Here is a 14,865-nt window from a genome sequence, read left to right on the forward strand (position 1 = left end):
CGGCCATGGCGTTGACCACCACGCCGGAGCAGGAGCACCGGCCGGTGCTCGAGCAGCCGGGGCCACCCCAGCAGCCCGGGCCGCCTCGGCCGCCCGGGGGGCCCCGGCCGCCGAAGGCCCCCAGGCCGCCGAGACGCCCGCCGCGTCCGCCCGTCGAGCTCGCACCGCTGACGACCGGGCAATCCCTGCTGCGCGGCCTCACCGCACTCGTCGCCGTGCTGCTGCTCGCGTTCTCGGCCGAGCTGCTGGTGCTCAGCCATCTGCAGCACCTCGCCGCGCAGCAGCGACTGGGCGACACCTACCGGCAGCAGCTCGCCGACGGCACCGCGCCCGTGAGCGAGGGCGACTTCGAGGACGTGCTGCTGGCCGACGGCGCCCCGGTCGGCATCCTCGACATCCCGACGATCGGCGTGCACGAGGTGCTCTCCGAGGGCACCTCGTCCGGCGTGCTGACCGGAGGCCCAGGCCACCTGCGGTCGACGGTGCTGCCGGGCCAGGCCGGAGTGAGTGTCATCATGGGGCGCGCCGCGGCGTACGGCGGGCCGTTCAGTCGCATCCAGCAGCTCTCGCCCGGTGACACCCTCGTGGTGCGCACCGGCCAGGGGGAGTCCGAGTTCGAGGTCATCGGCCTGCGGTACGGCGGGGACCCCACTCCGCCTGCCCCAGTGCGAGGCGAGAGTCGACTCATCCTGCAGACGGCGCGGGGGGCGCCCTTCGTGCCGACGGGCGTCGCGTACGTGGACGCCAGGTCCACCGGCGAAGCGCTGCCGGCCGGCGCCAGGCAGACCTCGACCCTCAGCCTCCGCCCGCAGGACACGGCACTGGCCACGGACACGTCCACGGTGTGGGCACTGGTCTTCGCGCTCCAGTTCCTCGTGATCGCCGAGTTCGCGGCCGTGTGGTCGTTCCGGCGCCTCGGCCCGCAGAAGACGTGGATCGTCTTCCTCCCCGTGCTGCTCATCGGAGGCCTCTTCGTCGCCGACCAGGTCGTGCGGCTGCTGCCGAACCTGCTCTGAACCGATACCCCACCGCTCCCCATGAAGGACGAGAACATGCCAGAGACGACCACGATCATCGACGTCGTTCCCGACCGTCGCGGCCAGGGGTTCCGCCTGCCGTCGTTCGGGCGCCGGCCGGCGGCATCCGAGAGCGAGGCGACAGCGGCGCCTCCCTCGCTCGCGACCCTCGATGCACGGAACATCTCCGCCTGGTTCGGCGACCACCAGGTGCTCGACCGCGTGTCGCTCGAAATGCCCGCAGGCGTCGTCACCTCGCTCATCGGGCCGTCGGGATGCGGCAAGTCGACGTTCCTGCGCATCCTGAACCGCATGCACGAGCTGGTGCCGTCTGCGAGCCTCGCGGGCGAGGTGCTGCTCGACGGCGACGACATCTACGATCGCGAGAAGTCGCTCACCGAGGCCCGCAAGCACATCGGCATGGTGTTCCAGAAGCCCAATCCGTTCCCGGCGATGTCGATCTACGACAACGTGGTGGCGGGCCTGAAGCTCACCGGTACGCGAGTCGACCGGGATGCGAAGGACCAGCTCGTCGAGTCCTCGCTCGCGAAGGCCGGACTCTGGAAAGAGGTCAAGGATCGCCTGCGCGCACCCGGCGGCGGGCTCTCGGGCGGCCAGCAGCAGCGCCTCTGCATCGCGCGGTCGCTGGCGGTGAAGCCGCGCGTGCTGCTCATGGACGAGCCGTGCTCGGCGCTCGACCCGACGTCGACGCGCGTCATCGAGGAGACCATGCTCGAGCTCGTGCACGACGTGACGATCGTGATCGTGACGCACAACATGCAGCAGGCGCAGCGCGTGTCGCAGCAGTGCGCGTTCTTCCTCGCCGCACACGGCACGCCGGGCGCGATCGTCGAGCACGGCGACACCGAGGCGATGTTCGCCGACCCGATCGACCCCCGCACGTTCGACTACGTCAACGGGCGGTTCGGGTAGGCGAGCGGATGCCGCGGGCCGGCGCCGCCGGGCAGGCGCGGGTTCCGGCCGCGCGCACCATGCCCGACGCCTGCGGGGTCAGGCGAGCGGTGCGCCGGCCGCTGCAGCGGCCCGGTCGCGCACCGCGCCATCGGCCACCAGCGCGGTGATCGCCTCGATCTCGGGGGAGAGGAACCGGTCGGGGCCGGGCACGGCGCCGACGCCCGCGACGAGCTCGACGACGGCGCCCGTCGGGGCGCCCGGCTCGAGCGGTGCGCGCAGGGCGAGTCCGCGTGCGGCGGTCATGACCTCGATCGCGAGCACTCGAGTGAGGCCGTCGATCGCGCGGCGCAGCTTGCGGGCCGCGGCCCAGCCCATCGACACGTGGTCCTCCTGCATGGCCGACGACGGGATCGAGTCGACGGATGCCGGCACGGCGAGCCGCTTCAGCTCCGACACGATGCCGGCGGCCGTGTACTGCGCGATCATGAGGCCGGAGTCCACACCGACCTCGTGCGCGAGGAACGGCGGCAGGCCCTGGTTGCGCGCCCGGTCGAGGAACCGGTCGGTGCGCCGCTCCGACATCGACGCGACATCCGCCACCGCGATCGCGAGGAAGTCGAGCACGTAGGCGACGGGCGCCCCGTGGAAGTTGCCGTTCGACTCGACACGCCCGTCGGGCGTGAGCACGGGATTGTCGATCGCGCTCGCGAGCTCGGCATCGGCGACGGATGCCGCGTGCGCGAGCGTGTCGCGGGCGGCGCCGTGCACCTGCGGGGCGCAGCGCAGCGAGTAGGCGTCCTGCACGCGCGTGCACTCGGGGCCCTTGTGGCTCGCGACGATGGGGGAGTCCGCGAGCAGCGCGCGCAGGTTCGCGGCCGAGACGGCCTGTCCCCGCTGCGGGCGCAGGGCGTGCAGATCTGCTGCGAAGACGGCGTCGGTGCCCATGAGGCCCTCGACGCTCATGGCTGCGGCGACGTCGGCGGTGGCGAGCAGCATCCGCAGGTCGTCGATCGCGAGGGCCAGCATGCCGAGCATGCCGTCGGTGCCGTTGATGAGCGCGAGGCCCTCCTTCTCGCCGAGGCGGAGGGGCGTGATGCCGGCGGCGGCGAGGGCGGCCCCGGCTTCGGCGGGATCGCCGTCTGCGGTGCGGACCGCTCCCTCGCCCATGGCCACCAGCGCACAGTGCGAGAGCGGTGCGAGGTCGCCCGAGCAGCCGAGCGAGCCGTACTCGCGCACGACCGGGGTGATGCCCGCGTTGAGGATCGCGGCGTAGGTCTCGGCGGTCTCGCGGCGCACGCCCGTGCGGCCGGTCATGAGCGTCGACAGGCGCAGCAGCATGAGGGCGCGCACGACCTCGGTCTCGACCTCGGCACCAGATCCGGCGGCGTGCGAGCGCACGAGGCTCGCCTGGAGCTGCGCGCGGCGGTCCTCGGCGATGAAGGTCGTGGCGAGCGCGCCGAAGCCAGTCGAGATGCCGTAGTGCGGCTCGGGGTCGGCGGCCAGGGCCTCGATGATCGCGCGGCTCGCGGCGACGCCGTCGAGGGCGGCGGGGTCGAGCACGACGGATGCCCCGTGCCTGGCGACCGCGACGACGTCGGCGATGCCGAGCGGGCCGACGCCGACGACGACCTCGGTGGCGGGAGCGGATGCCGCGGAGGACGCGGTGGCGTGGGCGGGCGCAGTGGTGCTCATGCCTCCATTCCAGCGTGCGCCCGTGCGTGCGAGAATGACCAGGGGCCGGCATCCGTCCGGGATCCCGGACGCCGCTCAGGTGCGGCGATCGGTGCCGCGCCACGCCGACGTCGGTCAGTGAAAGGTCGCAAAGTGCCGGAATCCGGGTCTCAGAACGACCATTTGCGACCACTCGATGAGCGCGTCGGCGCGTCGACGCCGTCGAAGGTCCCCGCCGCCGACCAGACGCTCGCGATCCTCAGCCACCTCGCGGCCCAGCGCGGTCCCGTGCCGGCCGCGACCATCGCGCAGGCCCTCGAACTGCCGCGCTCGACGGTCTACCACCTGCTCGCCGTCATGGCCGAGCGCGGCTTCGTCGTGCACCTGCCCGAGGAGCGCCGTTACGGTCTCGGTGTCTCGGCCTTCGAGCTCTCGAGCGGGTTCAGCCGCCAGCAGCCGCTCGCGCGACTCGGGCGCCCGCTCGTCGCGGCGCTCGTCGACCGGCTCGGCGAGAGCGGGCACCTCGCGGTGCTGCACGGCCGCGACGTGCTCTACCTCGTCGAGGAGCGCGCGCCTCGACGTCCGTCGCTCGTCACCGACGTCGGCGTGCGCCTCCCCGCCCACCTCACGGCCACCGGCCGCGCCATGCTCGCCGAACTGCCGCCCGCGCAACTGCGCGCGCTCTACCCGGATCGCGCGGCGTTCGCCACGCGGCATCCGTCACCCGAAGCGGATGCCGCGGAGTGGACCTACGGGCGCCTGAAGCGCGTGCTCGCCGAGGTGCGCCTGCGCGGCTGGGCCGCCGAGGACGGCGAGGTCACGCCCGGGCTGGCATCGGTCGGCGCGCCCGTCGTCGACCACCTCGGCTGGCCGGCCGCGGCGATCGCGGTCACCTACTCCAACGAGTCCCCCGACGAGACGGCGGATGCCGCGGCGACCGGAGTGCTCGACGCCGCCGCCGAGCTCTCCCGCCGCATCCGCGGCACGCGCTGAGCCGTGCTGCTCGACCGCTCGTGGCGGTCTGGTTCGGTTCTCCGCTGGCTGTCGGGTGTGACATACCCCCGCGCGAATCGTCATCGCGTGGGGCAAGCGGGAATCGCTGAAGCCGGGCGCCTGCGCATGCCCTCCGGCTTGGTTGCACCGCCACGGGTGCCATGCGCTGCCAACACAATCTCGCCGGAATCAGCCCGAACCCATCCGGGCTATTCGAGGAGCCCCACTAACGTGCGACCGACTATCCAAGAATCAGCCGCACAGAGGCCTCCACAATGAGCGATAGCGAGATCAGGGCCATGAAGAGCGCCACTAGCGCAACCGATTCCGGTGTGGCGTTTCTCGCGGCGGTCTCGCCACTCCGGAGGGGCAGGCGCCGTAGCCGTTGGCTGGTCTCTTTCGCACGCGTCTTTCGTGTGGCATAGAGCCATAGAGCGGCAGTGAGACCTCCTATGCCTGCAAGAAGTTCAACCACGGTTATCGTGATCGCGCTTGACCACATGCAAGTGCTGACGGTGGGACATCGTCCATGTCTGACGGGCCCACGTACGAAGGGGTCAGCGGCGGTGCAGACGAAATCGCGGCGGTCGAGCTGCCGACGGTCACGAGGTCCCCAGAGAAGTCCGTCGCAATCGGGTTGGAGGAGGATGCCCAAACAACGAAGTACCCGCCCTCGCTCCCGGTACTTGGCAGGACGCCGGTCAACAGCCATTTGCCGAGTTCCGCATCGGGATGCGCGGTGATCCACTCGACCCGATTTCCCCCGCCTGGCATGGAGTCGTCGATCGTGTCATTGATCGCGGCGACCACGGCGGCCGAAGCGTCTTGGCAATCGGGGGTGCTGGCCGACGCGCCATCCGGCCACAGGACCGAAGCCGGTTGCTCAGTCTGTGTCGAACCCGATTCGGACGCGATGCTCGTATCGGCATCACCATCGGCGCTCGAGCTACATGCAGAGAACGCCAGCACAATCAGAATCGCTGTTCCGAGGGCTGCTTCACGATTTCGGACCACACGGGGATCGTAGCTGTATGAGTCGGCGTTGGCCGACGAGGCGTGACCGCCACCACTTGTGACGATCTGCGGTGCGGAGAGGCACAGAGGGATCCCTCACAGCTCGAGATACTCGCACCTAAGCGCTAGCTTCGTGACATGGAATTCCCGATCGCGCTGCACCATTGTGCCTGAAATGACCCCGGAGCTGGGCGATGTGCAGGGGGTGAAGGCCGCGGGGTGGTACGAGGACCCGGAGGCCTCCGACTTACTCCGGTGGTGGAATGGAAGCGAGTGGTCTGAAACGGAGTTTCGAGCGAAGCCTGAGGATTCCGCGCTGCTGCCTATATGAAGAGCTACCACCAGGACCTCAGTCCACGTCACCCACCAATTACTTGGCGGTCTCGTCACTGTTCGGAGCGTGCGTTGCGTTCGTTGTCGCGGCCGCGCTCCTCGCTGTCAGCGTTGCGTTCTCGCCGGCGAGTTCGAATGTCCTTGCTCTGACGCTGCTCGTCTTCGCTGATGTGACAGTCGCGATTGTGGGAATCTGGGCAGTCGCCCTAGGCCTCTTGGCAGTCCGAAACGCGAGACGCCTCCAGGGCAGGCGGATCAGGCATGCGATTGGAGCGGTCCTCATCGCGATCGCTGCACTGTTCCTCTTGGCGTTGGGTTCTGGTGCGACAGCTCCCTGTCTGGCTCGATAGCTCCGGCATCGTCAGCTGAAGATCCGCATCTGGATCCTCTCGTGGAGTCTGTGACAGAGTCCGCCGGCACGGACATCTGAGGTGGGAGCTCTCGACTGCCCGGTCAACTTCCGTTGCTGAGGATCTCGACCCGGTTGCCGAAGCCATCGCGAGCGTGGAAGCGCGTGTATCCCTCGAAGGTCTTTCGCTCGGTCCATGACACCTCGAAGCCGGCCGCCTCGACCCGACGGCCGAGTGCTTCGAGTTCTTCAACCGAGTCGACGATCAACGCCGGGTGAGCTTTCTTCGCCGGGACGAATGGGTCATCGACTCCCAGGTGTATTTCGGCGACGACGGCTCCGTCATCGAAGCCGCGGAACCAGCAACCGCCCCGGCCTGCGAGGGACGCAGGCTTGTCCACCTCGGTGAGGCCGAGAGCATCGCGGTAGAACCGACGAGCGAGGTCTTCCTGGCCACGTGGCATCGAGACCTGGACATGATGTAGCCGCATCCGATCCTCCTGAACTCGTCGCCATAAAGATATGTCAGGTACGGATTCGGTCAATCTGAGCGGTTGGCGAGCAGAGCGAACGCTGCCCGCGGACTGCTTCCGAAAAGCCCGCACCAACGGGACAAGGAACTCCTCGAGTTCAGTGCGCCTCTTTGATCACAACCCTGAATGGACGATCGACGCAGGCACTTCCCGGCGCTGAGACTGGGCAGCATGGTCGAGACGTACCGCGACCACGAGGCACCTGCATTGGCAGCGGCTATCTCTCGATGCGGTCCGCCTCGTACGCGTCCAGCCAGACGAGAGCGCTCTGTTCGTCGTGGATCCAGCCGTCGTCTTGGGCATCGAGAGCGGCAGACAGCAACGGTTTGAACTCAGGTCCGGGAACGTATCCACGAGCGATGAGATGCTCGCCCGTGAGGATCCCCTTTCGCGGAGCGTCGCCGACGGTCGCGTGTGCGGCGACGGCCAGCCATCGCGTCGCCGGGCTCGGCTTGGCGGACGGTCCGCGGCCGGCGCAGTCGGCATCGACGACCCGTGCCCAGTCGTGAATCGTCGCACCAGCACCGTTGGTGTCGAGTCGGCGGATCAGCCGGCGTACCTGGGACGAGGTCGGCTGTTCGATGCCCACGTGTGACATGTGCTCGCGCACGATCGGCGTGACGCGGGTGAGCAGGCGCTCTGGGGCGCCGATCCTGCGGAGGAACGCAGCCGCGGGAGCCACCCCGGCTGCGGCGTGACCGCGACTGGTGATCCGGCCATCGGTGTTCTGCGTGTGGGTGACCTTGCCGAGGTCGTGCACGAGGGCACCGAGGACAGCGACCTCACGTTCCGTTCCGGACAGGTCGTCGCGCTCGGCATTCACCGCTGCCTGTTCAGCGGCGAGGGCCAGGTGCGTCCAGACGTCACCCTCCGCGTGCCATCCTGGGTCCTGTTCGACGCCGCGGGTCGCCGCGAGTTCTGGGTAGAACCGGATCAGGCCGGTGTCGACGAGCGTGTCCATCGCGTTCGTCCAGGCGGTGCCGCGCCGCGCGAGCTTTCGCCATTCCTGCCAGACCCGCTCAGGTGAGACGGCCTTGCTCAATCCGCCGCTCTTGGCCAATGCGTCGGTGATATCGCGGCACTCGGCAGCAGTCTCCGGAGCGAGCGTGAACCCGAAGCGGCCGGCGAACTGAACCGCGCGAAGCACTCGCAGCGGGTCTTCCCGGAACGAAGCCGTGGTGTGGCGGAGGATCCCGGCATGGAGGTCGGATGCACCGTCGTACGGGTCGATGAGCTCGCCGGTCAGCGGGTTCCACCCCATCGCGTTGATGGTGAAATCTCGACGACCGAATGCCTGCTCAACCGAGATGTTCGGGTCGATATCGATCCCGAATCCACGAGCACCGGCGCCGGCCATGGAGTCCCGGCGCGGGAACGAGATGTCGAAGTCCTGCCCGTCCACCCTGATCGCGAGCACGCCGAACGCCTGGCCGCGGTGATCGACGTGACCGAGGACAGAGAGCCGGCTCGTGAGCTCGGCGACATCCGTCGGTCCATGGATTTCGAGGTCGATGTCCTTGGCCGGACGATCGAGCAGCGCGTCGCGAACCGAGCCGCCGACCACCAGCGGACGACCGCCGGCTGCCGCAGTGGCATGGATCACGGCAATCGCTGCCGGCGTCAGCGAAACGAGGCCGGTGGTGTCCGTCACAGGGGGCTCCTGATTCCTCTCGCCGCAACGCTCAGCGCGGACGATGCGCCGACCAAGCGGGATTGCCAAGTGCGCCAGCCTAGAGCACGCAGTCGCCGTCGTGAAGCCGCAGTCTCGGTGACGTACCGCCGAGCCGGTAGGCATTGCATGATGTCGGGGGAATCGCACCCGACTGACCGCCTCTTCCGCGAGCCGGGTTCCCTGTCGGACGTCGTAAACTCTTCCAACACTCCGTGGACGATGCCGGCGAGCCGCAATGGCGCCCACATCTTCATGGTCTCGATGATGATCGGTGTGGCCCGGTCGGTACTAGTGGGAGTGGACATGAGCGGCGAGTGGCATCGGAAGCACCTCGGAGACGGCGTACCGGAGCAGCCCGAAGGCGAAGAGACGCTGTTGGGCGCCGCGGGCGATGAGGTTCCACCCGGGGGAGTCGTCGCGGGCTCCTTCAGCCAGGAGTTCCCCGGAGCCGACCCGTACGCGGGCATTCCGGCAGACCAGGTCGGCCTCCCGCCGTTGAGCGAGGCCGAGCAGGAGGCCATGGAGCGTGAGGCGGATCGGCTCGCCGACGACCCGGACGCGCGCCGCGACCTCTGAGATGTCGTCTGGGTGCTGACACGGGGCGCGGCGCGGTGAGGCCTTCGACGGTTGAACCGCGAGCCGGAGAGCGTCCCCGTACGGTCGGACTCGTCGATTCGCCGCTACGACGCCTCGGCTAGGGCAGCGGCGATCGCTTGCTCATCGCCCCGCAGTCGGGCCCTCACTCGCCCGCGACATCCTGCACCGCGAACCGCGCCTGCAGGAGCGTGCGGACCTCGTACTGCCGGAGCAGGAACGCGCGCTCGTCGAGCTTCTTGCGGCGAAGCCACGACGTGACCTCGTCGTTCGACTTGCTCGCGTTGCAGGCGCCGCAGGCCGGCACGACGTTGTCGAGCGTGTACCGGCCGCCGCGCGAGATCGGCTGTACGCAGTCCTTCTGCAGGGCCCGGCCGTTCGCGCCGCAGTACGCGCAGCCACCCCATTCGGCCGTCATCGCATCCCACTGCTCCATGCTCAAGTCGTGGGTGTTCTGCGCCATGCGGCGCTTCCGCCGACGGGCGTACACCGCAGCGCGACTCCGACTGACGGGCATGTCGACAGGCTAGATCCGGAACGCTCGGGATGAGCGCAGGCATCAAGGCCAGCCGCGGCATCCGTCGGGCGCGGCGCGCCGCGATGCTCAGGCGGCGTTCACCGATGCCAGCTAGCGTGGTCACGCCGACGGGCACCCCTCACCGACCGCCGACCATCGGAGCCGCATGACTCCCCTGACGACCCTCGCGTCCGCGCCCGCACACGCGGCGCTCGCCGCAGCCGAGACCGCCGATCACGGCTTCACGGGCCTGACCGGCTTCGCCGCCGACATCCTGAACGCCATGGGCGACGCGGGCGTCGGCGTGCTCGTGTTCCTCGAGGTGCTGATCCCGCCGATCCCGAGCGAGGTGATCCTGCCGTTCGCGGGCTACCTCAGCCAGTCGGGCGACCTGCACCTCGGGTGGCTCATCGCCTGGTCGACGCTCGCGTCGGTGCTCGGCGCGCTGCTGCTCTACGCGCTCGGCGCCGCGATCGGCATCGAGCGCGCCATCTCATGGGTCGCGTGGACCAGGCTCGTCAGCCGCACCGACCTCGAGCGCGGCGCCGAGTGGTTCCACCGTCACGGCAGGTGGTCGGTGCTGTTCGGCCGCATGATCCCGGGGGTGCGCAGCCTGATCTCGCTGCCCGCCGGTGCCGATCGGATGCCGCTGCCCACGTTCGTGGCCTTCACCGCCCTCGGGTCGGCGGCCTGGAACTCCCTGCTCATCGGCGTCGGCGCGGCCCTCGGCACGCAGCACCAGGCCATCGACCACTGGCTGCAGTACCTCGACTACCTGGTCTACGGCGCGATCGGCGTCGGGCTCGTCGTGCTCGTGGTGCGTCGCATCCGCGAGCACCGGGCCGTGGCACGAGGTGGCGCCGACGGCGGCGAGGCGACCGAAGGGTGAGCGGATGCCGCGGCGGCCGCCCGGGGCATCCGTCGCCGTTATGCAAGCGTGACGCGCTCGCGTGGCGACTCGAGGTCCGCTGCAGGTAGGTTCGTCGAGCCCGCCGATTCGGCCCTACCCGGAGGCCCCCGATGCTCGAGAACCCCGCCACGCCAGACGCGCCCGCTGACGTGAGCGACGTGCTTGCCGAGACGCCCGAAGCGCCCGGCGAGGCGCACCGCCGCACCGCGTGGTGGGTGCCCGTGCTCGCCGTCTCGATCGCAGTGCTCGGTGCGACGGGTACCTACTTCGGTGCGGGATACGTCGCGCACACGCTCCGCAACGACCACATCGCCAAGGTGATCGAGATCGAGCAGCGCGCCGATGACGCGGTCGGCGACCTGAAGGCCTCCATCACCCGAGCCGATTCCGCGGGCGACCAGGGTGCGGCGGTCATGGAAGCTGCCGTCGACGGCCTCGGCACCGATGAGCTCGCCGGCATCCTCGAATCCGCGGCCACCACGGCGACCGAGCTGGCGGCGACCGAGGTCGCACCGCTGCCCGAGCCGATCGCCTACGACGAGAGCGACGTGCGCCCCGCCTGGGTCAGCATCATCGAGGTGCTCGAGACGCGAGCACGGGCGCAGGCGTTGCTCGACGACCTCGATGACATGACGACGTCGACGCTCGAGATCGACGGCGCGGCAGCCACGGCCGACGCCGCGCGCGTCGCCTTCTACGCCTCGGCCGCCGAGAACGCCGCCGCCCTGCTCGACGTGAACCGGATCGCCTCCTACGAGACCCGCATCGCCGTGCAGCACGGCATCGACCAGGCCGGCGACGATTGGTTCGAGTCGCGCGACAGCTCCGGCGCCTATCGGCAGCTGGCGAAGGCCGTCGACGCCATGCGGGCTTCCGCCGGAGCCGAGGCGGCGCGCCGAGCCGAGGCCGACTACGCGGCGCGCGGTCCGATCGAGGACTTCGCCAGGTCGATCGCACACGGCGTGAACCTCGACTTCGTCTGGGCGAACGTCGTGGCCGGCAAGTCGAGCGACGAGGGTTGGTACGCGGGCACGGCGATGTACCGCTACGGCGACGGCGGCTGGGCGACGATCGAGCTCAGTCACAGCATCGGGTGGCACTTCACCGACGACATCGACGCGAAGGCCGTCGTCGTCCACGAAGTGGGCCACGCGCAGGTCGTGCGGCCCGAGTGCGAGCCGCTCTACACGGGCCCCGTGTTCAACGGCGACGACGAGATGTGGGCGACGGCGTGGGCCATCGCGTCGGGGTACGACGTCGAGGGGTCGGGCATCCAGGCCTACGGGCGTCCGAGCGACGCGCAGATCGCCGAGGCGGGCAAGTGCATCTAGGCGCTATCGAACGTTCGTGAGCGGCGGGCGGCGGGCGTCGTCGCCCGGCGTCGTGATTCGCTGGAGCAGCGCCCGCCCGAGGCATCCGCTCGCTCAGCTGGTGCGCGGGGCGAGCCAGCGACGTAGCGAGCGGGTCACGAACGGAAGCACCCAGTACGTCATGATCGGCGTGAGCACGAGGGTCGTCGCGAGCACGCGGAGCCAGATCGGCAGCTCGTTCCAGCCGGGCACGGGGGAGGCCAGGTAGCTGAACGCGAGGTTCACCGGGAAGAACCCGAGCCAGATCGTGACCGCCTGCTTCCATCGGGGCGGTGCCGGCGGCAGGTCTTCGGATTCGGATGCCGCGCCCGAATCGATCACCGGGATCGACCCGGTCGGCGGCTCGTCGAACCAGCCCTCGATGCCGGATCGGCGACGCGAGCGTTCGGACCGCACGAGGCCGTGGCCCTCGGCCAGCCATGCCGTGCGCTCGGCCGAGTGCTCCCAGGCGTCGAGCGTCGCCTCGCTCGAGAACCGGTAGAGCATGTGCCAGATGTTCGAGTCCTGGTCGACGCGCACCCAGCCCGAGCCGAGGAAGCCGGGATAGCGGTTGGCGAGGTTGACGCCGGACTGCACCCAGCTCGTGGTCTCGGGGATGCGGTCGGGGTCGACCTCTCGACGGATCGAGACGGTGACGGGCTGGTTCGCGGCGCCGGTCGGATTCGCGGTCATGGGTGATGGCCTCTCGTGGCCCGCGGGGGTGGTGCGGGGATCTGAGTGAGGAGAACGCCGCGAGGGCCCTCGGTGTTCCGTGGGCCCCCTCGGCAATGCACCAGTGTAGGCATCCCGGGTTACCCGCGTGTTTCGGCTCGATAGGCTGCGCTGGTGAGCGACTATCAGGTTCTGGACATCGGCGGCCTCGACGACTGGCGGGGGCATTTCGGCGGGTTTCGCCCCGACAGCTCGCGCGACGGGCGCCGTGTGGTCGACCACGAGCTCACGATGCAGTTCATCGGCATGACGGCCAACGCGCTGGCGCCGGGTGAAGAGGCGGGCTACTGGCACCGGCACGCGAAGGTCGAGGAGCTCTACGTGTTCCTCGAGGGTCGCGGGCAGATGGGCCTCGACGACGACGTGCTCGACGTCGGCGCCGGATCCGTCGTGCGCGTCGGCCAGGGCGTCTGGCGCACGTGGCGCTGCGCGCCCGACGGCGACGGCGAGCTGCGGTGGCTCTGCATCCGCGCAGGCGGCACCGAGCTGCCGCACTTCCCCGACGACTCCGAGCGCGGCGGCGACCGGCCGATGCCCTGGTAGGGCCGCCCGAGCGGACTCCTTCGGGCCGGGCTAGGCCGACTTCGACGGGTCGGGGATCTCCTCGGGCCGGTACTTCGGCAGGCGCGACGCCGGGATCGCGGCGACCGCGCTGAGCCCCGCCAAGACGAGGAACCCGAGCTTGAGCGTGCGCAGGCGCTCCTCCTCGTTGAGCGCGACGGCCGCGTCGACCTGTTCGGGCGTTGCGGTCGTCTGCTCGAGCGTGACGCGCAGGTCGTCGTTGCTGATGAAGTTCACCTGGTCGAGGTCGACCTGCGCGAGGAGTTCGTCGGGCAGGTCGGGATGCTCGGCCGCGGCACCTGCGACGTTCAGGGTGAGCATCGTGACCAGCAGGGCGCCCATCACGGCCGTGCCGACCGCTGAGGCGAGGTTCTGCGTGGTGCCGCGGATCGAGCCGACGTCGCCCGCGAGCTCCTTCGGCGCGGCCGTGACGAGCACGTTGAACACCAAGGTCACGAGCGCGCCCTGGCCGATGCCGAAGACCACGAGCCCGAGGATCGTCGGCAGCGTCTCCCAGTTGTTGGTCACGACGAACGAGAGCCACAGCAGCGCCAGCGTCGTGAGCGCGAACGAGAACAGCGCTATCGTGCGGGGGCTGAAGCGGCGGTAGAACCGCACGATGAGGGTCGCCGTGACGAACACGGTCAGGTTGAACGGCATCATCGCGAGCGAGGTGTCGAACGGCGTGCGGCCCTGCACGACCTGGATGTAGGTCGGCACGGTGAAGTTCACCGCGGCCTCCATCGAGACGATGATGAACATCGCGTAGACCGCCGAGCGCTCGCGTGCGTGCCCGAGCACGCTCAGGTTCACGAGGGGTTCCTGGCCACGCCGCATGCGTCGCCTCGTCCAGAGGAAGAAGGCCTGCCCGAGGATCAGCCCGACCACCACGAAGACGGGCGCCGGCGAGAGGCCGAGCACGTCGAAGGGGGCACCGTCGTCGGCGAGCAGGATGCCCCACGAGTTCAGGTTGTTGAATCCGAGCGTGAGCAGCACGATCGCCGCGCCGATGAGCAGTGAGGCGACGAGGTCGATGCGCACCGACCGGTCGCCGCGGTCCGAACGAAGCCCGAAGCTCAGCGCGAAGACCGCGATCGCGAGGGCGAGCGTGATGAAGAAGATCGGACGCCAGCCGACGAGCGTTCCGAGCGTGCCGCCGATGAGGAAGGCGCTGATGCCCGAGAACGCGCGCGCCGAGCCGAGCGAGCCCACGGCGGTGGCCTGCTGCGTGCCCCGGTAGTTCTCGGCGATCAGGGCGACGAGCGACGGAACGATGATGGCCGCGGCCGCACCCGCGAGCACCTGCCCGGCGATGGCCCAGCCGATCGTGGGTGCGAGGATCATGATGAGCGAGGATGCCGCGAACACCACGAGCACGCATCGGAAGATGAGCACCCACCCGATGCGCTGGCCGAGCTTGGCGCCCGTCATGACGAGGGCCGCGACTGCGAGGCCGTAGACGACGATCGTCGTGCTCGCGACGGTGGGCGGCACGCCGAAGTCCTCGACCATGCCGCCGAGCGAGATCGGCAGCGCCGCGACGTTGAACGACATCAGGACCTGGGCGAGGAAGAGGCCCACCATCGGCGCCCAGGAGCGCCGCTCCTCGGTGGCCGTCGTCTCGGGTGCGTGCTCGGTCATCGTGCGGGTCCCCTCGCTCCGGCGCCCCTCGCGCCCGGTGCCAGCATGGCGCACGGCGGCGGGGC

15 protein-coding genes are annotated in these 14,865 nt (G+C 69.8%); 8 read left to right on the forward strand and 7 right to left on the reverse strand.

The genetic code is table 11. The annotated features are described in order from the left end of the window. Positions 1-5: 5 nt before the first annotated feature. The gene (locus BM342_RS13080) at positions 6-1,016 is read left to right on the forward strand and encodes a sortase (protein ID WP_092966953.1); all 1,011 of its coding nucleotides are present in this window, start codon (positions 6-8) and stop codon (positions 1,014-1,016) included. Between the two features lie 36 nt (positions 1,017-1,052). Next, positions 1,053-1,949 carry a phosphate ABC transporter ATP-binding protein gene (locus BM342_RS13085; RefSeq protein ID WP_092968565.1) on the forward strand — a complete coding sequence of 299 codons (897 nt, stop codon included), beginning with the start codon at positions 1,053-1,055 and terminating at the stop codon, positions 1,947-1,949. Between the two features lie 78 nt (positions 1,950-2,027). Here the strand turns inward: BM342_RS13085 and hutH are convergent, their stop codons facing one another. Beyond that, positions 2,028-3,623 carry a histidine ammonia-lyase gene (gene hutH, locus BM342_RS13090; RefSeq protein WP_092966955.1) on the reverse strand — a complete coding sequence of 532 codons (1,596 nt, stop codon included), beginning with the start codon at positions 3,621-3,623 and terminating at the stop codon, positions 2,028-2,030. Positions 3,624-3,785: 162 nt separating this feature from the next. Here hutH and BM342_RS13095 point away from each other — a divergent pair, with 162 nt between their 5' ends. Beyond that, on the forward strand, positions 3,786-4,595 hold the full coding sequence (locus tag BM342_RS13095; protein ID WP_092966957.1) for an IclR family transcriptional regulator: 810 nt from the start codon (positions 3,786-3,788) through the stop codon (positions 4,593-4,595). A gap of 477 nt (positions 4,596-5,072) precedes the next feature. Here BM342_RS13095 and BM342_RS19620 read toward each other — a convergent pair whose 3' ends face one another. Continuing rightward, a complete protein-coding gene (locus BM342_RS19620) occupies positions 5,073-5,609 on the reverse strand; it encodes a hypothetical protein (protein ID WP_143109876.1) in 537 nt (178 codons plus the stop codon). 175 nt (positions 5,610-5,784) lie between these two features. Here BM342_RS19620 and BM342_RS20305 point away from each other — a divergent pair, with 175 nt between their 5' ends. Further along, a complete protein-coding gene (locus tag BM342_RS20305) occupies positions 5,785-5,940 on the forward strand; it encodes a DUF2510 domain-containing protein (protein WP_092966959.1) in 156 nt (51 codons plus the stop codon). A gap of 455 nt (positions 5,941-6,395) precedes the next feature. Here the strand turns inward: BM342_RS20305 and BM342_RS13105 are convergent, their stop codons facing one another. Further along, on the reverse strand, positions 6,396-6,782 hold the full coding sequence (locus tag BM342_RS13105) for a VOC family protein (protein WP_092966960.1): 387 nt from the start codon (positions 6,780-6,782) through the stop codon (positions 6,396-6,398). A gap of 259 nt (positions 6,783-7,041) precedes the next feature. Continuing rightward, on the reverse strand, positions 7,042-8,475 hold the full coding sequence (locus tag BM342_RS13110) for a CCA tRNA nucleotidyltransferase (RefSeq protein ID WP_177232187.1): 1,434 nt from the start codon (positions 8,473-8,475) through the stop codon (positions 7,042-7,044). 324 nt (positions 8,476-8,799) lie between these two features. Between BM342_RS13110 and BM342_RS19625 the strand changes: the two genes are divergently transcribed. After that, positions 8,800-9,072 (forward strand): hypothetical protein, encoded by a 273-nt coding sequence (locus BM342_RS19625; RefSeq protein WP_143109877.1) that lies wholly within the window; start codon positions 8,800-8,802, stop codon positions 9,070-9,072. Positions 9,073-9,235: 163 nt separating this feature from the next. On the opposite strand, the gene BM342_RS13120 is transcribed toward BM342_RS19625, so the two are convergent. Then, positions 9,236-9,553 carry an HNH endonuclease gene (locus tag BM342_RS13120; RefSeq protein WP_369823159.1) on the reverse strand — a complete coding sequence of 106 codons (318 nt, stop codon included), beginning with the start codon at positions 9,551-9,553 and terminating at the stop codon, positions 9,236-9,238. Between the two features lie 220 nt (positions 9,554-9,773). Here BM342_RS13120 and BM342_RS13125 point away from each other — a divergent pair, with 220 nt between their 5' ends. Beyond that, positions 9,774-10,496 (forward strand): DedA family protein, encoded by a 723-nt coding sequence (locus BM342_RS13125; protein WP_092966968.1) that lies wholly within the window; start codon positions 9,774-9,776, stop codon positions 10,494-10,496. Between the two features lie 131 nt (positions 10,497-10,627). Further along, entirely contained in the window at positions 10,628-11,848 is a 1,221-nt protein-coding gene (locus BM342_RS13130; protein WP_092966970.1) for a hypothetical protein, read from the forward strand. 93 nt (positions 11,849-11,941) lie between these two features. Here BM342_RS13130 and BM342_RS13135 read toward each other — a convergent pair whose 3' ends face one another. Next, positions 11,942-12,559 (reverse strand): antibiotic biosynthesis monooxygenase, encoded by a 618-nt coding sequence (locus BM342_RS13135; RefSeq protein WP_092966972.1) that lies wholly within the window; start codon positions 12,557-12,559, stop codon positions 11,942-11,944. 153 nt (positions 12,560-12,712) lie between these two features. Here BM342_RS13135 and BM342_RS13140 point away from each other — a divergent pair, with 153 nt between their 5' ends. Next, positions 12,713-13,141 carry a cupin domain-containing protein gene (locus tag BM342_RS13140; RefSeq protein ID WP_092966974.1) on the forward strand — a complete coding sequence of 143 codons (429 nt, stop codon included), beginning with the start codon at positions 12,713-12,715 and terminating at the stop codon, positions 13,139-13,141. Between the two features lie 30 nt (positions 13,142-13,171). Here the strand turns inward: BM342_RS13140 and BM342_RS13145 are convergent, their stop codons facing one another. Next, entirely contained in the window at positions 13,172-14,800 is a 1,629-nt protein-coding gene (locus tag BM342_RS13145) for an MFS transporter (RefSeq protein WP_092966976.1), read from the reverse strand. Positions 14,801-14,865: the final 65 nt, after the last annotated feature.

This window comes from Agromyces sp. CF514, assembly GCF_900113185.1.
Classification (GTDB): domain Bacteria; phylum Actinomycetota; class Actinomycetes; order Actinomycetales; family Microbacteriaceae; genus Agromyces.